Annotated in this window: 31 protein-coding genes; 27 read left to right on the forward strand and 4 right to left on the reverse strand. The window is 70.3% G+C overall.

What is annotated here, in order from left to right; translation table 11 throughout:
- The first annotated feature begins 94 nt into the window (after nucleotides 1-94).
- The 22 genes from rplN to truA all read left to right on the forward strand — a co-directional run bounded on the left by rplN (nucleotide 95) and on the right by truA (nucleotide 13,131).
- A complete protein-coding gene (rplN, locus tag HHX37_RS11690) occupies nucleotides 95-463 on the forward strand; it encodes a 50S ribosomal protein L14 (RefSeq protein WP_030508330.1) in 369 nt (122 codons plus the stop codon).
- 8 nt (nucleotides 464-471) lie between these two features.
- Nucleotides 472-771, forward strand: a complete 300-nt coding sequence (rplX, locus tag HHX37_RS11695) for a 50S ribosomal protein L24 (RefSeq protein WP_133305957.1) — start codon at nucleotides 472-474, stop codon at nucleotides 769-771.
- Entirely contained in the window at nucleotides 771-1,340 is a 570-nt protein-coding gene (gene rplE / locus HHX37_RS11700; RefSeq protein ID WP_111699903.1) for a 50S ribosomal protein L5, read from the forward strand. The genes rplX and rplE overlap by 1 nt, the downstream gene beginning before the upstream one ends.
- Before the next feature lie 2 nt (nucleotides 1,341-1,342).
- Nucleotides 1,343-1,528, forward strand: coding sequence for a type Z 30S ribosomal protein S14 (locus tag HHX37_RS11705; RefSeq protein WP_030451489.1), 186 nt, complete (start codon nucleotides 1,343-1,345; stop codon nucleotides 1,526-1,528).
- Nucleotides 1,529-1,639: 111 nt separating this feature from the next.
- Nucleotides 1,640-2,038: a 30S ribosomal protein S8 gene (gene rpsH, locus HHX37_RS11710; protein WP_111699902.1), complete on the forward strand. Its 399-nt coding sequence runs from the start codon at nucleotides 1,640-1,642 to the stop codon at nucleotides 2,036-2,038.
- A gap of 18 nt (nucleotides 2,039-2,056) precedes the next feature.
- Nucleotides 2,057-2,599 carry a 50S ribosomal protein L6 gene (rplF, locus tag HHX37_RS11715; protein WP_111699901.1) on the forward strand — a complete coding sequence of 181 codons (543 nt, stop codon included), beginning with the start codon at nucleotides 2,057-2,059 and terminating at the stop codon, nucleotides 2,597-2,599.
- A gap of 2 nt (nucleotides 2,600-2,601) precedes the next feature.
- On the forward strand, nucleotides 2,602-2,985 hold the full coding sequence (gene rplR / locus HHX37_RS11720; protein WP_111699900.1) for a 50S ribosomal protein L18: 384 nt from the start codon (nucleotides 2,602-2,604) through the stop codon (nucleotides 2,983-2,985).
- Nucleotides 2,986-3,049: 64 nt separating this feature from the next.
- Entirely contained in the window at nucleotides 3,050-3,682 is a 633-nt protein-coding gene (gene rpsE, locus HHX37_RS11725) for a 30S ribosomal protein S5 (RefSeq protein WP_030508336.1), read from the forward strand.
- Between the two features lie 2 nt (nucleotides 3,683-3,684).
- Complete coding sequence (gene rpmD / locus HHX37_RS11730; protein WP_111699899.1) at nucleotides 3,685-3,867, forward strand: 50S ribosomal protein L30; 183 nt, start codon at nucleotides 3,685-3,687, stop codon at nucleotides 3,865-3,867.
- Between the two features lie 2 nt (nucleotides 3,868-3,869).
- Nucleotides 3,870-4,325 carry a 50S ribosomal protein L15 gene (rplO, locus tag HHX37_RS11735; RefSeq protein ID WP_111699898.1) on the forward strand — a complete coding sequence of 152 codons (456 nt, stop codon included), beginning with the start codon at nucleotides 3,870-3,872 and terminating at the stop codon, nucleotides 4,323-4,325.
- Between the two features lie 181 nt (nucleotides 4,326-4,506).
- Nucleotides 4,507-5,814, forward strand: a complete 1,308-nt coding sequence (secY, locus tag HHX37_RS11740; RefSeq protein WP_138460501.1) for a preprotein translocase subunit SecY — start codon at nucleotides 4,507-4,509, stop codon at nucleotides 5,812-5,814.
- Nucleotides 5,814-6,467 (forward strand): adenylate kinase, encoded by a 654-nt coding sequence (locus HHX37_RS11745; protein ID WP_111699895.1) that lies wholly within the window; start codon nucleotides 5,814-5,816, stop codon nucleotides 6,465-6,467. The genes secY and HHX37_RS11745 overlap by 1 nt, the downstream gene beginning before the upstream one ends.
- An 86-nt stretch (nucleotides 6,468-6,553) precedes the next feature.
- Entirely contained in the window at nucleotides 6,554-7,396 is an 843-nt protein-coding gene (map, locus tag HHX37_RS11750; RefSeq protein ID WP_182874084.1) for a type I methionyl aminopeptidase, read from the forward strand.
- Nucleotides 7,397-7,461: 65 nt separating this feature from the next.
- A complete protein-coding gene (locus tag HHX37_RS11755) occupies nucleotides 7,462-7,914 on the forward strand; it encodes a DUF1707 SHOCT-like domain-containing protein (protein ID WP_111699894.1) in 453 nt (150 codons plus the stop codon).
- A 249-nt stretch (nucleotides 7,915-8,163) separates the two neighbouring features.
- The gene (gene infA / locus HHX37_RS11760; RefSeq protein WP_030508344.1) at nucleotides 8,164-8,385 is read left to right on the forward strand and encodes a translation initiation factor IF-1; all 222 of its coding nucleotides are present in this window, start codon (nucleotides 8,164-8,166) and stop codon (nucleotides 8,383-8,385) included.
- Nucleotides 8,386-8,431: 46 nt separating this feature from the next.
- Nucleotides 8,432-8,545: a 50S ribosomal protein L36 gene (gene rpmJ, locus HHX37_RS11765; protein ID WP_003956441.1), complete on the forward strand. Its 114-nt coding sequence runs from the start codon at nucleotides 8,432-8,434 to the stop codon at nucleotides 8,543-8,545.
- A 224-nt stretch (nucleotides 8,546-8,769) separates the two neighbouring features.
- Nucleotides 8,770-9,150 (forward strand): 30S ribosomal protein S13, encoded by a 381-nt coding sequence (rpsM, locus tag HHX37_RS11770; RefSeq protein WP_111699893.1) that lies wholly within the window; start codon nucleotides 8,770-8,772, stop codon nucleotides 9,148-9,150.
- Between the two features lie 94 nt (nucleotides 9,151-9,244).
- The gene (gene rpsK, locus HHX37_RS11775; protein ID WP_020542285.1) at nucleotides 9,245-9,649 is read left to right on the forward strand and encodes a 30S ribosomal protein S11; all 405 of its coding nucleotides are present in this window, start codon (nucleotides 9,245-9,247) and stop codon (nucleotides 9,647-9,649) included.
- Nucleotides 9,650-9,669: 20 nt separating this feature from the next.
- The gene (gene rpsD / locus HHX37_RS11780) at nucleotides 9,670-10,296 is read left to right on the forward strand and encodes a 30S ribosomal protein S4 (protein WP_111699892.1); all 627 of its coding nucleotides are present in this window, start codon (nucleotides 9,670-9,672) and stop codon (nucleotides 10,294-10,296) included.
- Nucleotides 10,297-10,453: 157 nt separating this feature from the next.
- Nucleotides 10,454-11,470, forward strand: coding sequence for a DNA-directed RNA polymerase subunit alpha (locus tag HHX37_RS11785; RefSeq protein ID WP_030508347.1), 1,017 nt, complete (start codon nucleotides 10,454-10,456; stop codon nucleotides 11,468-11,470).
- Between the two features lie 146 nt (nucleotides 11,471-11,616).
- A complete protein-coding gene (gene rplQ, locus HHX37_RS11790; RefSeq protein WP_182879629.1) occupies nucleotides 11,617-12,153 on the forward strand; it encodes a 50S ribosomal protein L17 in 537 nt (178 codons plus the stop codon).
- Between the two features lie 87 nt (nucleotides 12,154-12,240).
- Nucleotides 12,241-13,131: a tRNA pseudouridine(38-40) synthase TruA gene (truA, locus tag HHX37_RS11795; RefSeq protein ID WP_182885418.1), complete on the forward strand. Its 891-nt coding sequence runs from the start codon at nucleotides 12,241-12,243 to the stop codon at nucleotides 13,129-13,131.
- A gap of 8 nt (nucleotides 13,132-13,139) precedes the next feature.
- Here truA and HHX37_RS11800 read toward each other — a convergent pair whose 3' ends face one another.
- From HHX37_RS11800 to HHX37_RS11810, 3 genes are all read right to left on the reverse strand, one after another.
- Complete coding sequence (locus HHX37_RS11800) at nucleotides 13,140-16,775, reverse strand: hypothetical protein (RefSeq protein WP_182885419.1); 3,636 nt, start codon at nucleotides 16,773-16,775, stop codon at nucleotides 13,140-13,142.
- A 106-nt stretch (nucleotides 16,776-16,881) separates the two neighbouring features.
- The gene (locus tag HHX37_RS11805) at nucleotides 16,882-18,081 is read right to left on the reverse strand and encodes a hypothetical protein (RefSeq protein WP_182885420.1); all 1,200 of its coding nucleotides are present in this window, start codon (nucleotides 18,079-18,081) and stop codon (nucleotides 16,882-16,884) included.
- A 41-nt stretch (nucleotides 18,082-18,122) separates the two neighbouring features.
- Complete coding sequence (locus HHX37_RS11810) at nucleotides 18,123-18,851, reverse strand: CAP domain-containing protein (protein WP_111699886.1); 729 nt, start codon at nucleotides 18,849-18,851, stop codon at nucleotides 18,123-18,125.
- A gap of 338 nt (nucleotides 18,852-19,189) precedes the next feature.
- Here HHX37_RS11810 and rplM point away from each other — a divergent pair, with 338 nt between their 5' ends.
- Genes rplM through glmM form a run of 3 tightly spaced genes read left to right on the forward strand, consistent with a single transcriptional unit; the run spans nucleotide 19,190 to nucleotide 21,572 of the window.
- Nucleotides 19,190-19,633, forward strand: a complete 444-nt coding sequence (rplM, locus tag HHX37_RS11815; protein WP_111699885.1) for a 50S ribosomal protein L13 — start codon at nucleotides 19,190-19,192, stop codon at nucleotides 19,631-19,633.
- A 30-nt stretch (nucleotides 19,634-19,663) separates the two neighbouring features.
- Nucleotides 19,664-20,185: a 30S ribosomal protein S9 gene (gene rpsI / locus HHX37_RS11820; RefSeq protein ID WP_111699884.1), complete on the forward strand. Its 522-nt coding sequence runs from the start codon at nucleotides 19,664-19,666 to the stop codon at nucleotides 20,183-20,185.
- A gap of 1 nt (nucleotide 20,186) precedes the next feature.
- Nucleotides 20,187-21,572: a phosphoglucosamine mutase gene (glmM, locus tag HHX37_RS11825; RefSeq protein ID WP_111699883.1), complete on the forward strand. Its 1,386-nt coding sequence runs from the start codon at nucleotides 20,187-20,189 to the stop codon at nucleotides 21,570-21,572.
- A gap of 223 nt (nucleotides 21,573-21,795) precedes the next feature.
- Here the strand turns inward: glmM and HHX37_RS11830 are convergent, their stop codons facing one another.
- Nucleotides 21,796-22,497 (reverse strand): DUF998 domain-containing protein, encoded by a 702-nt coding sequence (locus tag HHX37_RS11830; protein ID WP_182885421.1) that lies wholly within the window; start codon nucleotides 22,495-22,497, stop codon nucleotides 21,796-21,798.
- A gap of 78 nt (nucleotides 22,498-22,575) precedes the next feature.
- Here HHX37_RS11830 and HHX37_RS11835 point away from each other — a divergent pair, with 78 nt between their 5' ends.
- Nucleotides 22,576-22,923 (forward strand): alpha/beta fold hydrolase, encoded by a 348-nt coding sequence (locus tag HHX37_RS11835; protein WP_182885422.1) that lies wholly within the window; start codon nucleotides 22,576-22,578, stop codon nucleotides 22,921-22,923.
- A 25-nt stretch (nucleotides 22,924-22,948) separates the two neighbouring features.
- Nucleotides 22,949-23,602, forward strand: a complete 654-nt coding sequence (locus HHX37_RS11840; RefSeq protein WP_182885423.1) for a TetR/AcrR family transcriptional regulator — start codon at nucleotides 22,949-22,951, stop codon at nucleotides 23,600-23,602.
- Nucleotides 23,603-23,640: the final 38 nt, after the last annotated feature.

The following is a 23,640-nucleotide window of genomic DNA, read 5'->3' on the forward strand; positions in this document are numbered from 1 at the left end:
GGCGGTCACAGGCTGTCGCCGGGGGAAAAAGACCACATCGGGTTCGGCCAGGCTCACCACAGGGTGAGAACCGGCACGACACACAGGAGTAGACGTGATCCAGCAGGAGTCGCGGCTCAAGGTCGCCGACAACACGGGTGCCAAGGAGATTCTCTGCATCCGCGTGCTCGGCGGCTCGGGTCGGCGCTACGCGGGAATCGGCGACATCATCGTGGGCACGGTGAAGGACGCCATTCCCGGCGGAGGCGTTAAGAAAGGCGACGTTGTCAAGGCTGTCGTGGTGCGCACCGTGAAGGAGCGCCGCCGCCCCGACGGCTCCTACATCCGCTTCGACGAGAACGCCGCGGTCATCATCAAGGACAGCGGCGACCCGCGGGGCACCCGCATCTTCGGCCCGGTGGGCCGTGAACTGCGCGACAAGAAGTTCATGCGCATCATCTCGCTCGCGCCGGAGGTGCTGTGATGCCGAAGCTGCACGTGAAGAAGGGCGACCTCGTCCAGGTCATCGCCGGCAAGGACAAGGGCGCCAAGGGCCGGATCATCGCCGCGTACCCCGACAGGGAGCGCGTGGTGGTCGAGGGCGTCAACATGATCAAGAAGCACTCCAAGGTCACCAACCAGGGACCGCGCGGCGCCAAGGAAGGCGGCGTGCAGACCATGGAGGCTCCCATCCACGTGAGCAACGTCAAGAAGCTCAAGGATGACGAGAAGAAGCCCGAGAAGAAGGCCGCCGCGAAGGGCGACGCCGAGGCGACGGGTGAGGACAGCTGATGACCGCCACGACTGAAGAGCGCACCGTTCCGCGCCTCAAGCAGCGCTACCGCGAAGAGATCATCGCGAAGCTGCGCGAGGAGTTCGGCATCGAGAACATCATGCTGGTGCCCACGATCACCAAGATCAAGGTGAACATGGGCGTCGGCGAGGCCGCTCGCGACTCGAAGCTCATCGAGGGCGCCGTGCGCGACCTGACCGCGATCACTGGCCAGAAGCCGGCCGTCGCCCGCGCCCGCAAGTCCATCGCGCAGTTCAAGCTGCGCGAGGGTATGCCGATCGGCGCGCACGTCACGCTGCGCGGCGACCGCATGTGGGAGTTCCTCGACCGTCTGCTGTCCCTGGCGCTGCCGCGTATCCGGGACTTCCGGGGCCTGTCGCCGAAGCAGTTCGACGGCAACGGCAACTACACCTTCGGTCTCACGGAGCAGGTCATGTTCCACGAGGTCGACCAGGACAAGGTGGACCGGCAGCGGGGCATGGACATCACGGTCGTGACCACCGCGAAGAACGACGAGCAGGGCCGGGCGCTGCTGAAGCTCCTCGGTTTCCCCTTCAAGGAGGCCTGATCATGGCGAAGACGTCGCTGAAGGTCAAGGCAGCGCGCAAGCAGAAGTTCGAGGTCCGGGCGTACACTCGGTGTTCGCGCTGCGGCCGTCCCCGCGCTGTCTACCGCAAGTTCGGGCTCTGCCGCGTGTGCTTCCGCGAGATGGCGCACCGGGGCGAGCTGCCCGGCATCACCAAGTCCAGCTGGTAAGCCCTCGCGGGCCAGCCGTACAGAAGTCTTATCAACCGGGCGCTGACCACAGCGCCCACGACCGCACCGAAGGTCCCATCGGGGAAACCGCGGTGAGGAAGGCCACCGGCCATGACGATGACCGACCCGATCGCAGACATGCTGACGCGTCTGCGGAACGCGAACTCGGCCTATCACGACACCGTGAGCATGCCTTACTCCAAGATCAAGGCACACATCGCGGAGATCCTCCAGCAGGAGGGCTACATCCAGGGCTGGAGCGTCGAGGACGCGAAGGTTGGCAAGAACCTCGTGATGGAGCTGAAGTTCGGCCCCACCCGCGAGCGCTCCATCGCCGGCCTGCGCCGGGTGTCGAAGCCCGGTCTGCGGGTCTACGCAAAGAAGGACAACCTGCCCCGCGTTCTGGGCGGTCTGGGCGTCGCGATCATCTCGACGTCCGGCGGTCTCATGACGGACCGGCAGGCGAGCAAGCGTGGAGTGGGCGGGGAAGTCCTCGCCTACGTCTGGTAACGAGGGGAGGAACCCAGCATGTCGCGAATCGGACGGCTGCCCATCCCCGTACCGGCGGGTGTCGACATCACGATCGACGGCCGGGCGGTCCAGGTCAAGGGACCCAAGGGCACGCTCACGCACACGGTCGCCGAGCCCATCGAGGTCTCGCGCGGTGAGGACGGCAACATCGCCGTCTCCCGCCCGAACGACGAGAACCGGGTCCGGGCGCTGCACGGTCTGTCCCGCACGCTCATCGCCAACATGGTGGCGGGTGTCACGCAGGGCTACACGAAGACGCTGGAGATCGTCGGCGTCGGTTATCGCGTCGCGGCCAAGGGCCCGACGCAGCTGGAGTTCTCGCTTGGCTTCAGCCACCCGGTGATCATCGACGCTCCCGAGGGCGTCACCTTCCGCGTCGAGAGGCCGACCCTGTTCCACGTGGACGGCATCGACAAGCAGAAGGTCGGCGAGGTCGCCGCCAACATCAGGAAGCTGCGCAAGCCGGACCCGTACAAGGGCAAGGGCGTGCGCTACCAGGGCGAGGTTGTCCGCCGCAAGGTCGGAAAGGCTGGTAAGTAGGCATGGCTGGAAAGACTGCGTTCGGCAAGCACACGGCCGCCCGCACGGTCTCCCGGGCCCGCCGTCACAACCGCGTCCGCAAGAACGTGTTCGGCACCACCGAGCGTCCGCGTCTGGTCGTCAACCGGTCCACGCGTCACCTGTTCGTGCAGATCGTCGACGACACCCAGGGTCACACGCTGGTGAGCGCGTCCACCATGGACGTCTCGCTGCGCGGGTCCGAGGGTGACAAGACCGAGAAGGCGAAGAAGGTCGGCGAGCTTCTCGCTCAGCGGGCCAAGAGCGCCGGGATCACCGCCGTCGTGTTCGACCGCGGTGGCAACCGCTACGCGGGGCGCATCGCCGCTCTCGCGGACAGCGCCCGTGAAGGCGGGCTGGAGTTCTGATGGCTCCGGTCCGGAGGCCGCGACCGGCGGCCCGTCCCAAGAGCAACGAGAAGAGGAACCACTGATGGCTGCAGCTCCGCGTCGCGGTGCCGGCGGCGGTGGCGAGCGGCGTGACCGTCGTGATGACCGCCGCGGTGGCGCCGCAGACAAGGGCGTCTCGTACATCGAGCGCGTCGTAAAGATCAACCGTGTGGCCAAGGTCGTCCAGGGCGGCCGGCGCTTCAGCTTCACCGCGCTGGTCATCGTCGGCGACGGCAACGGCCTCGTCGGGGTCGGCTACGGCAAGGCCAAGGAGGTGCCCGCGGCGATCGCCAAGGGCGTCGAGGAGGCCAAGAAGCACTTCTTCAAGGTCCCGCGGATCCAGGGCACGATCCCGCACCCGGTGCAGGGCGAGGACGCCGCCGGCGTCGTCCTCCTGCGTCCGGCCTCGCCCGGTACGGGTGTCATCGCGGGTGGTCCGGTGCGCGCGGTCCTGGAGTGCGCCGGGATCCACGACGTGCTGTCCAAGTCGCTCGGCTCGGACAACCCGATCAACATCGTGCACGCCACCGTGGCGGCTCTGAAGGGCCTCAGCAGGCCCGAGGAGATCGCCGCCCGCCGTGGCCTGCCGATCGAGGACGTCGCTCCCAAGGCGATGCTCAAGGCCCGCGCGGAGGGTCTCGCCGAGGCCGCGGCGGCCGCCAAGGCGGTGAGCTGACGATGGCACGGCTGAGGATCACTCAGACCCGGTCCAAGATCGGTGGCCAGCAGAACCAGCGTGACTCGCTGCGTTCGCTGGGCCTGAAGCGAATCGGCGACGTCGTCGTCAAGGAGGACCGCCCGGAGATCCGGGGCATGGTCGCCAAGGTGTCGCACCTCGTCGAGGTTGAGGAGGTCGACTAGTCATGACCGAGAACGCTCCGCTCAAGATCCACGACCTCCGTCCTGCCCCCGGCGCCAACAAGGCCAAGACCCGCAAGGGCCGCGGCGAGGCGTCCAAGGGCAAGACGGCCGGCCGCGGCACCAAGGGCACCAGGGCCCGCACCTCCGTGATGCCGGGCTTCGAGGGTGGCCAGGTTCCGCTCCAGCGGCGGCTGCCGAAGCTGAAGGGCTTCTCCAACTCCCTGTTCAAGACGACCTACCAGGTCGTCAACCTGGACAGGCTCGGGGAGCTGTTCCCCCAGGGCGGCGACGTCACGCTCGACGACCTGGTGGCCAAGGGCGCGGTTCGCAAGAACCAGCCCGTGAAGGTGCTGGGCACCGGTGACATCTCCGTGGCGGTGAACGTGCAGGCGCACGCCTTCTCCGCCAGCGCGAAGGAGAAGATCGCCGCGGCCGGTGGCTCGGTTTCCGAGCTGTAGGCATGAGGCTGCACGAGGCGCGGAGGTTCGTTATGAGCCTCCGCGCCCGTAGTGCGTTAGAGTTCGCCTGGCACACGGCTCCGACCGTGGCCGAACAAGCTCTTTGGCAAGAAGTTTCGTCGATGGACGCCTCGCGAGCCATCGCCGACCGTTACCGCGTCACAGGCGCGCAGGAGGGACCGTGCTGACCGCGATTACCCGGGCTTTCCGGACGCCGGACCTGCGCAAGAAGCTGCTCTTCACTTTGGGCATCATCGCGCTGTTCCGGCTGGGCTCGGTGCTTCCCACTCCGGGCGTCAACGCCCAGAACGTCGCCCTGTGTCTCGACCAGGCCCAGGCAGGGGACGCCGGCAACATCTACGGGATGGTGCAGCTGTTCAGCGGCGGAGCCCTGCTGAAACTTTCAGTCTTCGCACTGGGCATCATGCCCTACATCACCGCCAGCATCATCCTGCAACTGCTGACCGTGGTCATCCCGCGGCTCGAGGCCCTGAAGAAGGAGGGCCAGGCGGGCACCGCGAAGATCACGCAGTACACGCGGTACCTGACCATCGGGCTCGCGGTGCTGCAGTCGACCGCGTTCATCGCGCTGGCCCGCAGCGGGCAGCTCTTCCCGAGCTGCAAGGAGCAGGTCCTCCTCAGCCAGGAGATCTTCCCCCTCGTGACCATGGTCATCACGATGACCGCCGGTACCGCTGTGATCATGTGGCTGGGCGAGCTCGTGACCGACCGGGGCGTCGGCAACGGCATGTCGATCCTGATCTTCACTCAGGTCATCGCCGTCTTCCCGTCCGAGCTGATCAACATCTACCGGCTCAGCCCGTTCAAGTTCGTCGTGGTGATGGTCGTCGGTGTCGTGATGATCGGCGTCGTCGTCTTCATCGAGCAGGCGCAGCGCCGCATCCCGGTGCAGTACGCCAAGCGGATGGTCGGCCGCAGGATGTACGGCGGCACCTCGACCTACATCCCGCTCAAGGTGAACCAGGCCGGCATCATCCCGGTCATCTTCGCCTCGTCGCTGCTGTACCTTCCGCAGCTCCTGGTGACGCTGTTCGGCAACAGCAGCCAGCCGAACGCGGTGATCGAGTGGCTGGCCCAGAACATGGTGCGGGGCGACCACCCGATCTACATGACCGTGTTCTTCCTGCTGATCATCTTCTTCACGTACTTCTACGTGTCCATCACTTTCAACCCCCCGGAAGTGGCTGACAACATGAAGAAGTACGGTGGATTCATCCCGGGCATCCGTCCGGGCCGGCCGACCGCCGAGTACCTCAACTACGTGCTCACGCGGCTCACGGCCGCCGGCGCTCCGTATCTGGGTGTCATCTCGCTCATCCCGATCATCGCGCTGGCGGTGGCCGGAGCGAGCCAGAACTTCCCGTTCGGAGGGACCAGCATTCTGATCATGGTTGGTGTGGGTCTGGACACGGTCAAGCAGATCGAGAGCCAGCTCCAGCAGCGCAACTACGAGGGCTTCCTGAGATAGTGCGCGTCGTCCTGGTAGGGCCCCCCGGAGCGGGTAAGGGGACGCAGGCCCAGTTCATCGCATCGCACCTGTCGATCCCGAAAATCTCGACAGGCGACATCTTCCGTGCCAACGTCTCCGGCGGCACGGAGCTCGGCAGGCTCGCCAAGGAGTACATGGACCGCGGCGACCTCGTCCCCGACGAGGTGACGGTCGCCATGGTCCGTGACCGGCTCTCCGAGGACGACGCCAAGGAGGGCTTCCTCCTCGACGGCTTCCCCCGCAACGTGCCCCAGGCCGAGGTCCTCAAGAAGATGCTGGCGGAGTTCGGCACCACGCTGGACGTCGTCCTCAACCTGGTCGTCGAGGACGACGAGGTCGTACGGCGCCTGGCGGGCCGCCGCACCTGCCGCTCCTGCGGGAAGGTGTGGCACCTGGTGTTCGACCCGCCCGCCGCGGAGGGCGTCTGCGACGCCTGCGGGGGCGAGCTCTTCCAGCGGGACGACGACCGCGAGGAGACCATCAGGCGGCGCCTGGAGGTCTACCAGGAGCAGACGGCGCCACTGATCTCCTTCTACGCCGACGAGGGCATCCTCCAGGGCGTCGACGCGACCGGCCCGGTCGAGGAGATCACGCAACGGGCGATGTCGGCGCTGCGGCGGTTCGCCGACTGAGTCGTTACCACGGCCGGGAACGCCACCCCACATCATGGGGTGGCGTTCAGGCTTATATGGGACAATTTCGAGAGGGGGTGCGTTACGTGTTCAAGAAGAACAGACACGGCATTCAACTCAAGAGCGCCGCGCAGGTGGAGAAGATGCGGGCGGCCGGCCTGGTCGTCGCCCGTACGCTCGAGCTGCTGCGGACGACCGTGCAGCCCGGCATGACGCCGCTGGATCTCGACGTCGTCGCCGAGGAGGCCATCCGGAACGAGGGCGCGATCCCGTCGTTCAAGGGCTACCAGGGCTTTCCCGCCACGATCTGCGCCTCGGTGAACGACGAGGTCGTCCACGGCATCCCCACCGACCGCCGCAAGCTCCGCGAGGGCGACATCATCTCCATCGACTGCGGCGCGATCCTCGACGGGTGGCACGGCGACTCCGCGATCACCGTGGGGATCGGAGCGGTCGACCCGGCGCTGACCGAGCTCATGCGGGTGACCGAGGAGGCCATGTGGCGCGGCATCGCCGCCCTGCGGGTCGGCGGGCACCTGTCCGACATCGGCTTCCAGGTCGAGCGCTACGTGCGCTCCCAGGGCCGCTACGGCATCCCCCAGGAGTACGGCGGGCACGGGATCGGCACGGAGATGCACATGGACCCGTGGGTGGCCAACCACGGCCGTCCCGGGCGCGGTCCCAAGTTCGAGGCGGGCATGTGCTTCGCGATCGAGCCGATGGTGAACCTCGGCACCGACAGGACCCGGGTGCTCGACGACGACTGGACGGTCGTCACCATCGACGGCAAGCCCTCCGCCCACTTCGAGCACAGCGTCGCGGTGACGGAGGACGGCCCGCTCGTGCTCACCGCGCTCGACGGCGGCGCCTCGCGGTTCCCCCGGGCGGAGGCAGGGGTTACCCCAGAGACCGGAGACACCACTCCCTGATCGGCCCGCCGGGACGGCGCGTGAACCATAATGGGGCGTAACGTTCCGATGACCGGGAGATGGTGATGGCGGCTACGCCCGAGATGCGGGCTTCGGACGGCGACCGGGACCGGGTCGCCGCGGCTCTGCGGGAGCACGTGGCCGAGGGCAGGCTCAGCGTCGAGGAGTTCAACGATCGGCTTGAGCAGCTCTACCGGAGCCGCACGTACGGCGAACTGGCCACGCTGACCGCCGACCTGCCCGAGATCGACCTGCACCGCCTGCCCGCCGCCGCGGCGGCGGAGAGCGACAGGCCCCTGCCCGCCCGGCGTGACGACAAGGCGCGGACCGCGCTGAAGGCGGCGTGGGCCGGCTGGGCGGGGATCACCGCCGTGAACTGGATGGTCTGGCTGACCATCGGGGTCACCTCGGGGCACTTCGTCTATCCCTGGCCGCTCTGGGTCATGGGCCCGTGGGGGACCGTCCTCCTCGCCGGCACCCTCATCGGCGTCGCCGCGAAGCCCCGGCGGCGTCGCTGATACGCGCCCGGCGTCCCGCCGGGCATTGGCCGTACGCCCTCGCCGGGGTACGCTGTGATCTGGTTGTGTCGGGACCCCTGCCGTCGTTTCGCATTTCGGCCCGGGTTGTCGTACACTCCTTTGTCGGTTCACTATGACCTTTCGCGCTCAGGCGACCTGGCTGGTCGCCGCTCTCTGGAAGCGCCCGAAGGTCGCGGCTGCTTAGTGTTCCGAAGCCTCTGACGATCCGATCAGCGAAACGCGAGGGCCATGGCCAAGAAAGACGGCGCCATCGAGATTGAGGGCACTGTTATTGAGTCGCTCCCGAACGCGATGTTCCGGGTGCAGCTCGACAACGGTCACAAGGTCCTGGCCCACATCAGCGGGCGGATGCGGATGCACTACATCCGAATCCTTCCCGATGACCGGGTGGTCGTGGAACTGAGCCCCTACGACCTCAGCCGTGGGCGGATCGTCTACCGGTACAAGTAGGCCCCTCCGTCTGTGGACGGGCCCGTATGCGGAACGAATAAGGACTATGAAGGTCAAGCCGAGCGTCAAGAAGATCTGCGACAAGTGCAAGGTGATCCGCCGGCACGGTCGCGTCATGGTGATCTGCGACAACCTGCGCCACAAGCAGCGCCAGGGCTGAGTTTCCGCTCAGACACGTCGCCACCAGGCCCGCAGGTGAGTCCGTCCACGTGACGGGCTCGACCCGCGTGAGGGCCGAACACTGTAGTCGCGTCTCGCACCCGCGCAGGCGGCGAAAGCCGTACCACGCGGGAGACCCCCGGTCGGAGGCCGGGGCCCTCGCCCGGGCATGGGAGGGGAAGCGAGGCGTAAGACCTCCGCCACATCGAAGGAGAATGCCCGACCATGGCTCGCCTGGTTGGCGTCGACCTCCCCCGCGACAAGCGGCTGGAGATCGCTCTCACCTACATTTTCGGAATCGGCCGCACCCGCGCCAAGGAGATCCTTGACGCGACCGGAATCAGCCCCGATCTGCGCGTCCACCAGCTCACGGACGCCGAGATCATCCCGATGCGTGACTACATCGAGGCGAACTACAAGATCGAGGGTGACCTCCGGCGCGAGGTCCAGGCCGACATCCGGCGCAAGATCGAGATCGGCTGTTACCAGGGCATCCGGCACCGCAAGGGCCTGCCCGTCCACGGTCAGCGGACGCAGACGAACGCGCGCACCCGCAAGGGCAAGAAGAAGACCGTCGCCGGCAAGAAGAAGCCCGGCAAGAAGTAGTCCTTAGGCCCCGGCCCGAGGATCTCGCCGGTGACACCGGTTGGAAGGTCCAGGGGATGGGGCAAGCAGCCACATTCCAGGAGACAGCGCTTAAATGCCGCCGAAGAGCCGCCAGGGCGCACCGAAGAAGGTGCGCCGCAAGGAAAAGAAGAACGTCGCTCACGGGCACGCCCACATCAAGAGCACGTTCAACAACACGATCGTTTCGATCACCGACCCGAACGGGAACGTGATCTCCTGGGCCAGCGCCGGCCACGTCGGGTTCAAGGGCTCCCGCAAGTCCACCCCGTTCGCCGCGCAGATGGCGGCCGAGAACGCCGCCCGCCGCGCCATGGAGCACGGCATGCGGAAGGTCGACGTCTTCGTCAAGGGCCCCGGTTCCGGCCGTGAGACCGCGATCCGTTCGCTGCAGGCGACCGGCCTCGAGGTCGGGTCCATCCAGGACGTGACCCCGGTCCCGCACAACGGCTGCCGTCCGCCCAAGCGCCGCCGCGTCTGAGCTCAGGAGAGTAGAGAGAAATGGCTCGTTACACGGGTCCGGACTGCAAGCTCTGCCGTCGTGAGAAGACGAAGCTCTTCCTCAAGGGCAAGAAGTGCGAGTCCGCGAAGTGCCCCATCGAGATCCGCCCGTACCCGCCGGGTGAGCACGGCCGCGGCCGTCCCAAGGAGTCGGAGTACCAGCTCCAGCTCCGTGAGAAGCAGAAGACCCGCCGGATCTACGGCGTCCTCGAGAAGCAGTTCCACAACTACTACGAGGAAGCCAACCGCAAGGCCGGCAAGACGGGTGAGAACCTCCTCCAGATCCTGGAGAGCCGTCTCGACAACGTGGTCTACCGCGCCGGCTTCGCCGAGTCGCGGGACGCGGCCCGCCAGCAGGTGCGCCACGGCCACTTCCTCGTGAACGGCAAGAAGGTCGACATCCCGTCGTACCGCGTGCGCGAGCACGACATCATCGAGGTCCGCGAGAAGTCGCGCAACCTGCTCCCGTACGAGGTGGCCCGCGCGACCGCCGGCGACAAGACCGTCCCGGCCTGGCTGGGCGCCTCCGCCGAGAACCTGCGCGTCCTCGTGCACCAGCTCCCGGTCCGCCAGCAGATCGACACGCTGGTCCAGGAGCAGCTCATCGTCGAGCTCTACTCGAAGTAACAGAGCCCGGCGACCTCGTGACGCCGTACGGCCCGGCGCATTCCCGGCCGTACGGCATCATTGGTTGTAGGCGAGCGGCGTCAAATAGCGGGCGTCGCCGTAACCGAGGGACCCCTCGTTCGGAGCGACACGGGGGATCCCGGTCAGGAGTAACCACATGCTCATCGCACAGCGCCCGAGCCTCCAGGAGGAGTCGCTCGAGGAGCACCGGTCCAGGTTCATCATCGAGCCGCTGGAGCCGGGCTTCGGCTACACCATCGGCAACTCGCTGCGGCGCACGCTGCTGTCCTCCATCCCGGGGGCGGCCGTCACCAGCATCCGCATCGAGGGCGTGCTGCACGAGTTCTCGACCGTGCCCGGGGTCAAGGAAGACGTCACCGACATCATCCTGAACCTCAAGTCGCTGGTCGTCTCCTCCGAGCACGACGAGCCCGTGGTGATGTACCTGCGCAAGCAGGGTCCCGGTGAGGTGACCGCCGCCGACATCGCGCCGCCGGCCGGTGTCGAGGTGCACAACCCCGACCTGCACATCGCCACGCTGAACGGCAAGGCGAAGCTGGAGATGGAGCTGACCGTCGAGCGCGGTCGCGGCTACGTCTCCGCCGCGCAGAACAAGCAGCCGGGCCAGGAGATCGGGCGGATTCCGATCGACTCGATCTACTCCCCGGTCCTCAAGGTCACCTACAAGGTCGAGGCCACCCGTGTCGAGCAGCGCACGGACTTCGACCGCCTGATCCTCGACGTCGAGACCAAGCCGTCCATGAAGCCCCGCGACGCGGTGGCCTCGGCCGGCAAGACCCTGGTCGAGCTGTTCGGCCTGGCTCGCGAGCTCAACGTCGAGGCCGAGGGCATCGACATCGGCCCGTCGCCGACGGACGCCGCCCTGGCGGCCGACCTGGCGCTGCCGATCGAGGAGCTCAACCTCACGGTTCGCTCCTACAACTGCCTCAAGCGCGAGGGCATCCACACCGTGGGTGAGCTCGTCGCCCGCAGCGAGCAGGACCTGCTGGACATCCGCAACTTCGGCGCCAAGTCGATCGAAGAGGTCAAGCAGAAGCTGCACGAGATGGGCCTCGCTCTCAAGGACTCCCCGCCCGGGTTCGACCCCTCCGCCGTGGCCGGCGGCGGGTACGACGACGAGGACGGCGGATTCATCGAGACCGAGCAGTACTGATCGCTCGTCTTCGAGCAGCGGCACCACCGTTTCGTGCCGCCCCGCGAGGCGGCACGAAACGGCGATGACAGTCACGACCGGCACGCCGGTCGGCCCGACCCCGGTACCTGACACGGCCGGGGCGGGTTATCCATGAGGAGCATGAAATGCCCAAGCCCACCAAGGGCCCCCGCTTCGGCGGCAGCCCGGCCCACGAGCGGCTGATCCTGGCGAACCTCGCCACCGCGCTGTTCGAGAACGGCCGGGTGCGTACCACCGAGGCCAAGGCGAAGCGCCTCCGCCCGCTCGCCGAGAAGCTGATCACCAAGGCGAAGAAGGGCGACATCCACAACCGTCGCCAGGTGCTGACGGTCGTCCGCGACAAGGGCGTCCTCCACCACCTCTTCACCGAGATCGCGCCGACGTTCGCCGAGCGTCCCGGTGGCTACACCCGGATCACCAAGCTCGGCCCGCGCAAGGGCGACGCCGCTCCCATGGCGATCATCGAGCTGGTGACCGAGCAGCTGAACCCGGTGCGGACCAGCCGTACGGCTCCGGCCGCGCAGGCCGCGCCCGCCGCCGCTCCGGTGGAGGCGGAAGCCGAGGAGACGCCCGCGGCGCAGGACGAGGCCGCCGAGGCTCCCGAGGCCGCCGCCGAGTCGTCGGAGGAGACGGCCCAGGGTGAGAAGAAGGACGAGGCCTGATCCCACAGGCTCCGTGAGCGGGCTCAGTTTCCCTTCCGGGGGACGCTGGGCCCGTTCTTCGTTTTCCGGACCGGTACGAGGGATGTCGTGGAGCGAGAACTACGGCTGAGGCTGGACCTCGGCTACGACGGCACCGATTTCTCGGGATGGGCCCGGCAGCCGGGGCGGCGGACCGTGCAGGGGGAGATCGAGGACGCGCTCGGCCGGATCCTGCGCCTGGACCCCGCGCCGTCGCTGACCGTCGCGGGCCGCACCGACGCGGGCGTCCACGCGCGGGGACAGGTGGCGCACGTCGACGTGCCGCTCGCCGCGACCGTGGCGTTCGCGTCCGGGCGCGAGCCCGCCCCCGAGGACCCGGAGGAGGCGTGGCGTGAGCGCGGCGCTGAGCTGCTCGCTGCGCTGACGCGGCGCCTGGCCGGTGTCCTGCCCCCCGATGTGCGGGTTCACGCCGTGAGCGTGGCACCCGAGGGCTTCGACGCCCGTTTCTCCGCGCTGTCCCGCCGGTACGGCTACCGCGTCGGCGACGCGCCGGGCGGGGTTGACCCGCTGCGGCGGCGCGAGGTGCTCTGGTACGCCCGGCCGCTCGACGTCGGCTTGCTGAACGGTGCCGCCGCCCGCCTGCTGGGGGAGCACGACTTCGCCGCGTTCTGCCGGAGGCGGGAGGGCGCGACCACCATCCGCGAGCTGCAGCGTCTCGACTGGGTCAGGGGCGAGGACGGGATCCTGCTCGCTACCGTGGTCGCCGACGCCTTCTGCCACTCGATGGTCCGGGCGCTGGTCGGCTCGCTGCTGACTGTGGGGGAGGGCAGGCGGCCCGTCGGGTGGCCCGGCGAGGTGCTGGCGAGAGCCGTGCGGGACTCCGGGGTGCACGTCGCGCCCGCGCACGGGCTGACGCTGGAGGAGGTGCGCTACCCGGAGCCCGGGGAGCTGGCCCGGCGCGCCGCAGCCACGCGCCGGGTACGTACGCCGACCGCCTGAAGCCGGGCTCAGCGGGTGGCGCGCTTCTGGATGATTTTGGTCATGTGGTCGCGGAAGGCGCCGCTGATCGGGCCGAGGTCCTTGTCCTTGGCGTCCGGCGTGTGGCCGTCGGCGTAGGTGGCGTAGCTGAAGGCGATGTAGCGTCCCCAGACCGTCGCCGCCGCGTAGCCGCCGGAGATCGTCACCTTGTCGGCCCCGCTCGCCTGCGTGCCGTTCAGGCCGCGGAACCAGACGTTGGCGCCGAGGTTCTTCTCCCGGTCCGCCGTGAGCGCCGCCACCTTGCTGGGCAGCACCGCGATCCCCGCGGTGATCGCGTAGTCGCGCTTGCCGTCCACGTACGTGGCCCTGAGCACCCGCCGGCACTGCTGTTCGGTGAGGGCGGTGGCGAACGCGCCCGTGGCCGCCTTACCGCAGTCGTCGGTCACGTCGATCTTGACGCGACGGTAGGTGCGTCCGTCCAGCGTCACCTTCTCGTCGGGGAACGCCTCGCCGGGCTTGATTGTCCGGGGGTCGGTCTGCTCCGTGTCCAGGATGGTGGAGGCGGCCGCCGTGCTCGGCTGCGGCGCGACGGAGGACGGAGCGGTGCCGCTTGGCGCCGTGCGGGGCGGCGGGCCGCTGTCCGGCTCGCCCGCGTACGCGAAGTAGGCCGCGGTGCCGATCGCGCCCACGACGACCGCCGCGCCGGCGATCATCAGGATCCGCTTGACCTTCCCGCCCTGGGCGGGAGAGGTGGTGGACCCGAGCGTCGCGGGCAGCGCGCCGCCGGGGGCGGCCGGGGCCGGTCCGAAGCCGGGGGGAGGGGCGGGCCTGCCCGCCTTGGCCGGGGTCACCGGCGTGAACGCGAACGGGGTCTCGCCGTTCGGCTGAGTGGAGGAGCCGGTTGTAGGGGAGGTCGTTGGCATCTGTCCTGAATCGGTGTCGGGGGAGGCCGCCCGCGGAGCGTCGCCGGTCTCGGACGGGCTCGCGGGCGGCGCGTCGTATGGTGCCGTGCCGGGGTCCGGCGCGGCGGGCGGAGCGTCCCCAGGGGACGTTCCGGACGGTGCGTAGCCCGGAGGCAGGCCCGGGAGCTGGCTGGGGACCTGGCCCGGGAGGTGGTTCGGCGCCTGGCCGGGCGGCTGCGACGGCGGGGGGTAGGGGCCCTCGGGGGACGGCGGTGGCACCGGCCACGTCCCCTCCTGCGGGGAGGGCGGCGGGCCGCCGTAGGGGCCACCCTGGTCGTGGTTCGTGACGCCCTGGTCGTGGTGCGTGACGTGCTGCCCGGGGTGCGCGACCTGCGGGCCGGGCTCGTACGGTCCGCCCGGCACCTGGAACCCCTCGATCGGGGTCACCGCCTGGGCGATCTCCGCGCCGAAGCCCGCGGGCGGCCCGCCCGGCAGGGCGTACGGGCCCGGTGCGGCACCCGCGCCGTCGTCGGAGGCTCCGGGCGGCAGGGTGCCATGGGAGCCTTCAGTGGAGGGCCGGTCGCCGGGGCGTCCGGGGTACGGCGTGGGATGCGAGGCGTCCCCGCCGCCCGAGGCGGAGCCCGGATCACCGGGCAGGGTGACAGCGCCCTCCGCCGAGTGACCCGCCGCGTCGTCCGCCGGGCCGTCCGAGTGGCCGGGGGCATCGCCTGGTCCGGCGGCGTGGTGCTGGTCGCTCGGCCCGCTCAGCTGACCGGACGCGCCGCCTGTCCAGCCGTCCGAGTGGCCGGGGGCGTCGCCTGGTCCGGCGGCGTGGTGCTGGTCGCTCGGCCCGCCGGAGTGCCGACCGGCCCGTCCGCCCAGCTCGCCGGGCACTTCGGCCTGCTCACCGGAAGAGCCGCCGGACCGCTCGCCGGAAGCGCTGGTCTGGTCACCCGAACCGCCGGTTCGCTCGGTGACGGCGGAGGCGCCGGTCGATCCGCTCCCGCCGCTCCGGTCACCGCTTTGATCGCGGTCGTGGCCGCCTGACGGGTCGTTTTCGCCGCTTTCATGAGAGCCGCGGTAGACGCTTGAGGGCGGCCACGAGGTCCCGGCCCGGCCCTCGCCCTGGGGATCGGGCTCACCCGGCAGCCTCGGCGGCCACACGGGTATGTCACCGGGCTCCCCGGGGCGGACGGGCGCGGCGGAGGAGGCGTGGGCCTCGCCGTACGCGTCGCCCGGCTCGTCCGGTGCCGGGAGCGCGTCGCCGGGACGCGTGGGCATGGGGGCGGCCGGCGTGTCCCGGGGTGGCGAGGGGACGGGTGCGGCGCCGCCGCTGACGTCCCGCGCCGGTTCCGCCGGTTGCGCCTGCCGAGAGTCGGCCGGGTGGGCCGGATGAGAGGTCGCGCTCCGGGCTCCCGGCTGACCGGGGTCTCCGGGCGTCCATGTCGCGTCCTCCGCCGGCTGCTCCTCTGCAGGGCCCGGCGCCCACGCGGCGAACGACGGCACCCCGGGTGAGGGCTCGTCGGATCGCGGGGGCTCCGGCGGGTACGCCTGCGTCCCGTCCGGGCCCACCTGCCGCCACCAGGGCGCCTGGGACTCCTGCGGCGGCTGCCACGACGACGGGGGCTGTGCCTCCTGCGAAGGCTGCCATTCAGGGGTGCCGGGGTTCTGCTGGGGTGGAACCGGACCGGGGTGGGCCGCCTGCTGCCAGGCCGGTGGCCCGCCCTGGGCAGGAGGTTGCCAAGGAGGTGTGCCCCCGCCCTGCGCGGGAGGCTGCCACGGGGGTGTGCCGCCGCTCTGCTGCCACGGCGGCAGGTCCGCCCCCGGCGCGGGCTGCCGCGGGACCCAGCCGAGGTCCGGCTCCGGGTGCGGCACCGCAGGACTGCCCGCGTACGGCCCCATCCGCGGATCCGTCTGCGGGCCAGCCTGTGGGCCGGGGTGCGGGCCCGGGTGTTGGCCCGCGTACGGACCGCCGGGACCGGGGCGGCCCAGGTCCTCTTCGGCGTCGCCTGGACGGCGCGGCGCGGGGAGAGACCCGGCGTCCGGCTGAGGACCGGGCGGGACATGCCGAATACCGGGCAGGCCGGGCTGTGGGCCGGGCAGGCCGGGCTGCGCCCCCGGCGGAAGAGGGTGCGCACCGTACGGGCCGGACTGTCCGCCCGGCTGCGGGCCCGGATGGGGGCCGGGCGGAAGCGGGTGAGCGCCGGGCGGGGCGGGCTGGGGGCCGGGCGAGCTGTGCGGACCAGGAGGGACGGGGTGAGCGCCGGGCTGGGGGCCCGGTGGAGCGGAGTAAGCACCGGCGGGAGGAGCGGAGTAGGCACCGGGCGGGCCGGGAGGGGCGGAGTAAGCGCCCGGAGGGGCGGAGTGAGCACCCGGCGGGGGCGGATAGGCGCCCTGCGGGGGCACGCCCCCACTCTCGGCCGGTGGGGCGTCATGCGCCGGGATGGCCCTGAACCTGTTCGTGTTCTCCGGGTCGTCATCGTCGTAGCCGTCCGGCGCCCGCAGGCCGCCCTGGAAGCCGTACCGGGTGGGATAGGGAACGGTCGGCGGCGTCCACGGGTTCGCCTCGCCCGCCGCCCGGGCGGCGTCGGGCGCCCAGGCGGTGTCCTCGTCCGGCTGCGGCCGGCCGTGGCCGGGCGGCGTCGTCTGCCCGAAGCTCGGCGGTGGCGTCGCGGGTGCCGTCGCCGAGCCCTCGGCGTCCGCCTCGCTGTGCGCCCACGCCGTGTCATGTTCGTGCTCGGAACCGGAATCCTTGCCACGCATAGCCGGAAGCGTAACGGCGCGGACCCGATCGGCGTGCCTCCATGGGTGTTTCGGTCTGCCTCCCCGGCCATGCCCGCGCCGCGCTCACCTCAGTGAACGTGTCGTCTCAGCTGGGGCCGCCGGTGAGCGCACGCGTGTCGAGGGCAGGGTAAACAGACGCGTCGGTGACGTCCGTCGCCGCCTGGTACAGCTTTTTGAGCTCGCTCTTGGTGGGTTTGTGGCCGTCCTTGAACTGGAACCACAACAGCACCGCGTAGTGCCCGTAAGTCCAGCCTCCCGCGGACGCCTCGCCGCTGCCGAGGTGCTTGGTGGCCTCGTCCTTGCCGGGGAGCGGCTTGAGGAAGTCCTTGCGTTCGTCGCCGGCTCCGGCGGAGGCGACCTTCTTCGCCATCGCCGAGGTCCTGAGGTTGGCGACCCCCACGGTGCCGATGATCATGCCCTTGGCGTCCGCGAAGCTCGCGCGCAGCAACTGCGTGCAGCCGCCCGTCTTGAGCGCCTTGGTGATCTTCTCGCCGGTGACGCCGTCCGCGCACTTCTTCTCCTTGCGCGTCACCGTGCGGATGTACACCCGCTTGTTGTTGACCGGTTTCGGCTTGCCGAAGACCTCTCGCAGCGACAGCGGGCTCTTGTCGGTCGCCCGCGAGGCCGCGTAGCCGTACTTGGTCATCGGACGGTCGGACACGAGCGGTGCGGGACGGGCCGCGGGGCCCGGGTCCGGCGCAGGCGGCTCCTCGTTGTGGGCGGCGTACCACAGGCCGGTGAGGAGCGCGCCGATCAGGGCCAGCAGGGCGAGGCCGAGCACCCAGGGACGACGCCACAGGGGACCGCGGTCGTCGGGGTCCCACTGGGGCTCCGGCGGGGGCGCCACTCGCGGCATGGGGGCCTCACGCCGCATCTCCCGGTTCTCCTGGTCCGGGTCCGGGCCGATCTCGCTCGCCCAAGGCGCGCTCCCGGCGTCGTACCGCCCGCCCGGCCCGCCCGGACCTGCCTCCCGCGGACCTGCCTCCCGCGGTCCGGCCTCCCGGGGCGCGGCGTACGGCGACTGGTCGCGGCCGGAGTACGGCGAAGACTCCCGTCCTCCGTACGGAGGCTGCTCGCGGTTCCCGTAAGGGGGCTGCTCCCGCCCCGTGCTCGTGGGCTGCTCGCGGTTCCCGTACGGAGGCTGCTCGCCGCCGTAGGGCGCCTCGCGGCGGGAGGGGGAGCGGGGCGAGTCGTCCCCGGACCCGTACGGCGGCAGGTCCCGCCTGCGGGGATCGGGGGGGAAGTGCGGCTGGCGAGGTGGTTGCTGGTCGCCGGGATAACCCATGGCGCTGAGATTAGTCGGCGATCTGGACAGATGAGGAAGGGTCAGGAATAACCGAAGTCCTCGGTCCACCAGGGGCCTCCGGGGCCCGCGCTCACGCCGACCCCGGTCGCGACCAGGCGGCAGTTGAGCAGTGTGGCGCGGTCCGTGGGCCCGGCCATCCAGCCGCGTACGACCTGCTCGGCGGTGTCGTAGCCGCGCGCGATCGTCTCGGCCCCGCCGTCGCGGTAACCCGCGGCGCCCATGCGGTCCCAGGGGGTGGCTCCCCCCGGCGAGGTGTGCCGGAACCGGTTGCCCGCCGCCATCTCCTCCGAGTGCGCGCGGGCGGATCCGACCAGGCGGGGGTCCACGCGCAGCGGCCGGCATCCGTGCCTGCGGCGCTCGACGTTCACCAGGCGCACGAGCTCGGCCTCCATCGAGGCGAAGCGCATCGGGTCCCCGCCGTAGGAGCCGCCTTCCCCGCCTGTCTCCGGGGTGAGCGTGGTGTACGACGAGCCGCCGCCGGAGCCGCCGATCATGGTCGACGGCCGGTCCCGCCGGGACCTGGGCACCGGAGTCGTCTCAGTGGTCACCTGGGGCGCCTCGGTGCGCCGCACGTGATCGAGGGGCGGCCGGTCCCGCCGCGCCGGGGCGAGGGCCTCCACACGGGGGGACGGCGGCCCCGGGTGCGATTCGCGAAGGTAGACGCTCCCGGCGCGGTCCGCGGCGGCGGTCACCCGGCCGATGACGACGCCGGTGAGAAGAACGGCGACGGCGCATGCCAGCAAACCCATCTGAGTCACCCGGAAGGGGCCCCGAAGGGTATTCCTTTTGTGAGGGGTCTGCCACATGCCGCAGCCAAATATAGGGACCTGCGGTATGGGGGAAGAAGGGGCGCGTGGGGATGGATTTGATGAACGTTCAATTGTGTCGTTCCAGACACCCCCTCCCGCCGTCGTTTTGACCACGCGGAACGAGGGCGGTAGTCTGCGAGTTCGTTGTGTGTGGATCGGTCTGCCCGCAGACCGGTGCACGGCGCGTCCGGCGTCTTCTCCCGTACATGTGGAGACGGAGGTTGTCGCCGTGCCTGCGCAACCTACCGAGAGTTCACATTCCGACAGAAGGCACTGCCGTGCGCACGTTCTCACCGAAGCCCAACGACGTCGAACGTCAGTGGTACGTCATCGACGCGACCGACGTCGTGCTCGGCCGGCTGGCCAGTCAGGTGGCGACCCTGCTCCGCGGGAAGCACAAGCCGATCTTCGCCCCGCATGTCGACACGGGTGACTTCGTCATCGTCATCAACGCCGGCAAGGTCGCTCTCAGCGGCAACAAGCTGGAGCAGAAGAAGGCGTACCGCCACTCGGGTTACCCCGGCGGTCTGCGCGCCGTCAGCTACGGCGAGCTGATGGAGAAGCGTCCCGACCGGGCCGTCGAGAAGGCCGTCCGGGGCATGCTTCCCAAGAACTCCCTGGGCCGGAAGATGGCCAAGAAGCTGAAGGTCTACGCCGGTGCCGAGCACCCGCACCAGGCCCAGCAGCCCGTGCCCTTCCAGATCACCCAGATCGCCCAGTAATCGCGAGCCAGGAAAGTTAAGAGGAGAACCGTGGCCGAGCCCACCGGTATCGAGACGCTCGTCGAGGGCGAGCCGGAAGACTACTCCCCGGAGGAGTTCCCCTCCGAGTACACCACCGAGTCGGCCCCCGCAGGCGAGGGCGCCGCGCGCAAGCCCGTCACCACGGGCAACTCGTACGGCACCGGCCGCCGCAAGGAGGCCATCGCCCGGGTCCGCATCGTGCCGGGCACCGGCAAGTGGACCATCAACGGCCGCTCGCTGGAGAACTACTTCCCGAACAAGGTGCACCAGCAGCTCGTCAACGAGCCGTTCGTCGTCCTCGGGGCCGAGGACGCGTTCGACGTCATCGCCCGCATCGACGGCGGTGGCGTGACCGGCCAGGCCGGCGCCCTGCGCATGGGCCTGTCCCGCGCGCTCGCCATCCTGGACGCCGAGGTCAACCGCCCGCCGCTGAAGAAGGCCGGCTTCCTCACCCGTGACGCCCGCGCCACGGAGCGGAAGAAGTACGGCCTCAAGAAGGCCCGCAAGGCTCCGCAGTACAGCAAGCGCTAACGTGTCGCGGGAGCCCGTAGGCGCCTCCTCCGGGGGGCGCCTCTTCGGCACCGACGGGGTACGTGGGGTCGCCGGGCGCGACCTCACCGCGGAACTGGCCATGGATCTGTCCGTGGCCGCCGCGCACGTGCTCGGAGACGCCGGGGCTTTTCACGCCAGTGTCGGGCGGCGCGGCCGCCCGATCGCCGTCGTAGGCCGGGACCCGCGGGCTTCAGGAGAGTTCCTGGAGGCCGCCGTGGTCGCCGGCCTCGCGTCGTCCGGCGTGGACGTCCTGCGACTCGGTGTGCTGCCCACCCCGGCGGTCGCGTACCTGACCAACGCCCTGGGCGCCGACCTCGGCGTCATGCTCTCGGCGTCGCACAACCCCGCGCCCGACAACGGCATCAAGTTCTTCACGCGGGGCGGCTACAAGCTGCCCGACGCGGTGGAGAACGAGATCGAGCAGCGGCTCGGGGAGAAGTGGGACCGCCCGGTGGGCCCGGCCGTGGGCCGGGTCCGGGAGGCGTACGGCGAGGCGGACAGGTATGTCTCGCACCTGCTGACCACCCTGCCCCACCGTCTCGACGGGCTGCGGATCGTCGTCGACTGCGCGCACGGCGCGGCGCACATGGTCGCCCCGGAGGCGCTGCTGCGCGCGGGCGCGGCCGTGGAGACCATCGGCGCCGCACCCGACGGGCTGAACATCAACGACGGTGTGGGCTCGACCCACCTGACTCCCCTGCGGGAGGCCGTCGTCGAACGCGGCGCCGACCTCGGCATCGCCTACGACGGCGACGCCGACCGCTGCCTCGCGGTGACCGCCGAGGGCGAGGAGATCGACGGCGACCAGATCATGGCGATCCTGGCCCTGGCGATGCACGCCGACGGCCGCCTCGCCAAGGACACGGTCGTCGCCACGGTGATGTCCAACCTCGGGTTCAAGATCGCTCTGCGGGAGGCCGGCCTGTCCGTGGTGGAGACCACGGTCGGCGACCGGTACGTCCTGGAGGCGATGCAGGACGGCGGCTACAACCTCGGCGGCGAGCAGTCCGGTCATGTGATCATGCTGGATCACGCCACGACCGGCGACGGCCTGCTCACCTCGCTGCACCTGATGGCGGAGGTGGCACGGCAGGGCCGCTCTCTCGGCGAACTGGCGTCGGTGATGACGAAGCTGCCGCAGGTGCTCGTCAACGTGCGGGACGTGGCCAAGTCCAAGGCCTCGGCGCCCGAGCTGCGGGCGGCCGTCGCGGAGGCGGAGGCCGGGCTCGGCGAGACCGGCCGGGTGCTCATCCGGCCGAGCGGCACCGAGCCCATGATCCGGGTCATGGTCGAGGCCGCGTCGCAGGACCAGGCCAGTACCGTGGCGGACCGCCTCGCGCGGGTCGTCCGAGAGGTCTGCGGCTGACCCCTGCCGGTGCGTACGGCGCGCTGACGCGCCTGACACCACGACACTCCGAGGACCCCGCCAGGCATCCGCCCGGCGGGGTTCCTCACGTCAGGAGAACACCTCCACCTGGCACCGCGCGCCGCCAGAGCGTCCCGGCCACGGCCCGCCGGACGCGTACGGACCGGCTCCCGTGTCCCGCACCCGGACTCCGCCGCGTAGCACTCCGAGCGTTCGGCCGGATTCACTCGTGCGGCGATGTCGGCCTCGGCCCGCGGCCGGACATGGTGCCCCGCAGTAGCCGTGTCGCGTAGACGGCGTACCAGCCGAAGCCGATCCCCTGGCTGACGCGCTGCCACAGCCCATGGCTGTGTCCTGAGCGGGTGTCCCAGTCGAAATGCCGGGCCGCGACGTACAGCGTCAGCGGCGTCAGGACTACGGCCGCGAGGGTGATCAGCGTCCACGCGGCCCCTTCCTTGCGGGACATCGCGCGGTAGGCGGCCATCAGGATGGCCACCGTCAGCGCGGCCCATGCCGGGAACAGGTTCAGGTTGTGGATCCACGCGTGCAGGGTCGGCTCGGCGGGCGGTTGGACGCCGGGCGGAAAGCCGGGGTTGGGGTCGGTGACGAACACACCGCCAACGATCAGACAGAACCCGAGGATGCCGGTGAAGACGGGTATCGCCCGCGAGCCAGGGCCGCTTCCGAGCGAGCGCCGCACGCCGACGGCGAACGCTGCGGTCAGCAGACCGGTGATGACGAAGTTGACGATCTGCACCCAACCCCACTCGCCGTTGCTCAGTTCGCTACCCCATCTGTCGGTCGAATCGTAGCCAGGCTGCAACCCTCCGTCGGCGAGGATCACCAGCAGGAACAGCAGCGGGGCGAAGCCACACGCCAGGAGCGTCCTGAGCCGCGTTCGCGAGCGGGCCTGTGAGTCGGACACGGCACTCCCCATGATGTCTACATCGTAGATTGTCGCTACACTGTAGCCAGCTTCGGCGATGAGTCAAGATCGGAGATCGTGGTGGCCGGCGCGGTCGCGGTATCTGGGGGCGGGCTGCACGTCGAGCGGGCCGGCGAAGGCGTCCCGTTGCTGCTCGTGTCCGGTGGCGGCGGCGACGCCGGGGCGTATGCCGACGTGGTTCCGCGGCCGGCCCGGACGTACACCGTGATCGGCTACGACCGGCGAGGCGGCTCCCGCGGCCCATCGCCGGACCCGAAGGCTCCCGTCGCGGTCGAACGGCGGGCCGACGACGCCGTGACCGTCCTCGACCACTACGGCCGGAACGGCTCGGTGTACCCTGCCAGGACTTCCCCGGTGGCCACGTTCCCTACCTGCAGCACCCGGAGGAGTTCATCGCGACCTTGACGAAGATCCTGGAGGGCCTTGCGGCATGACCGACGACCCCGACCGGCCGGACGGGTTGCCGGAGCCGCCGATGCGGCCGACCCTCACCCGCGAATACCTCGCCACCGTCGCGCTCGCCCTCATCGACGCCCACGGCCTGCGCAAGTTCTCCATGCGCAGACTCGGCACCGCGGTCGGCTTCGACCCGATGGCCGCCTACCGCCACTACGACGACCAGGAAGCGCTCTTCGACGGCGTCGCCGAGGCGATGTTCGCCGAACTCGACGTCGACGCCCTGTCCTGGGAGAGTCCCTGGCAACACGTGGCGCGCGACTACAGCCTGCGGCTGCGCGACATGCTCCTGCGCCATCCCCACGCGGTGCCGCTGTTCGCGACCCGGCCTGTGCGCTCACCCGCCTCCATCGACACCGGCGTGCGGATGCTCACCAAGCTCCGCGACGACGGCATCCCCCCACCACAGGCCCTCCGTGTCATCCGCTGCCTGCGCGAGTTCACCATCGGGCACGCGCTCGCCGTCTCCGTGGACCGGCTCGGCGCCGGCCGGCGCAGCCGCAAACCCCGGCCCGGCGGCCCCGCCTACAACCTGCTCGCCGAGGCCGCCGACGCCACCGCCGTCGACGACCACTTCGACGTCGGGCTCACCGCGATGCTGCGCGGCTTCGACCAGCCCGCACCCTGAAAGGGCGATTCGGGAGTGAATGCCAGAGCGGCGTGGAC

The organism is Microbispora sp. H10885 (assembly GCF_014161415.1).
Classification (GTDB): domain Bacteria; phylum Actinomycetota; class Actinomycetes; order Streptosporangiales; family Streptosporangiaceae; genus Microbispora; species Microbispora triticiradicis.

Coding starts and splice junctions, on each gene's coding strand:
- rplF (WP_111699901.1), top strand. CDS start 2,057: ATGTCGCGAATCGGACGGCTGCCCATCCCCGTACCGGCGGGTGTCGAC.
- HHX37_RS11810 (WP_111699886.1), bottom strand. CDS start 18,851: ATGGGTTTGCTGGCATGCGCCGTCGCCGTTCTTCTCACCGGCGTCGTC.
- HHX37_RS11755 (WP_111699894.1), top strand. CDS start 7,462: ATGGCGGCTACGCCCGAGATGCGGGCTTCGGACGGCGACCGGGACCGG.
- infA (WP_030508344.1), top strand. CDS start 8,164: ATGGCCAAGAAAGACGGCGCCATCGAGATTGAGGGCACTGTTATTGAG.
- HHX37_RS11840 (WP_182885423.1), top strand. CDS start 22,949: ATGACCGACGACCCCGACCGGCCGGACGGGTTGCCGGAGCCGCCGATG.
- rplR (WP_111699900.1), top strand. CDS start 2,602: ATGGCTGGAAAGACTGCGTTCGGCAAGCACACGGCCGCCCGCACGGTC.
- rpsE (WP_030508336.1), top strand. CDS start 3,050: ATGGCTGCAGCTCCGCGTCGCGGTGCCGGCGGCGGTGGCGAGCGGCGT.
- rplQ (WP_182879629.1), top strand. CDS start 11,617: ATGCCCAAGCCCACCAAGGGCCCCCGCTTCGGCGGCAGCCCGGCCCAC.
- rplO (WP_111699898.1), top strand. CDS start 3,870: ATGACCGAGAACGCTCCGCTCAAGATCCACGACCTCCGTCCTGCCCCC.
- rpmD (WP_111699899.1), top strand. CDS start 3,685: ATGGCACGGCTGAGGATCACTCAGACCCGGTCCAAGATCGGTGGCCAG.
- HHX37_RS11805 (WP_182885420.1), bottom strand. CDS start 18,081: ATGGGTTATCCCGGCGACCAGCAACCACCTCGCCAGCCGCACTTCCCC.
- rpsM (WP_111699893.1), top strand. CDS start 8,770: ATGGCTCGCCTGGTTGGCGTCGACCTCCCCCGCGACAAGCGGCTGGAG.
- HHX37_RS11785 (WP_030508347.1), top strand. CDS start 10,454: ATGCTCATCGCACAGCGCCCGAGCCTCCAGGAGGAGTCGCTCGAGGAG.
- rplE (WP_111699903.1), top strand. CDS start 771: ATGACCGCCACGACTGAAGAGCGCACCGTTCCGCGCCTCAAGCAGCGC.
- HHX37_RS11705 (WP_030451489.1), top strand. CDS start 1,343: ATGGCGAAGACGTCGCTGAAGGTCAAGGCAGCGCGCAAGCAGAAGTTC.
- rpsD (WP_111699892.1), top strand. CDS start 9,670: ATGGCTCGTTACACGGGTCCGGACTGCAAGCTCTGCCGTCGTGAGAAG.
- rpmJ (WP_003956441.1), top strand. CDS start 8,432: ATGAAGGTCAAGCCGAGCGTCAAGAAGATCTGCGACAAGTGCAAGGTG.
- rpsH (WP_111699902.1), top strand. CDS start 1,640: ATGACGATGACCGACCCGATCGCAGACATGCTGACGCGTCTGCGGAAC.
- HHX37_RS11800 (WP_182885419.1), bottom strand. CDS start 16,775: ATGCGTGGCAAGGATTCCGGTTCCGAGCACGAACATGACACGGCGTGG.
- rpsK (WP_020542285.1), top strand. CDS start 9,245: ATGCCGCCGAAGAGCCGCCAGGGCGCACCGAAGAAGGTGCGCCGCAAG.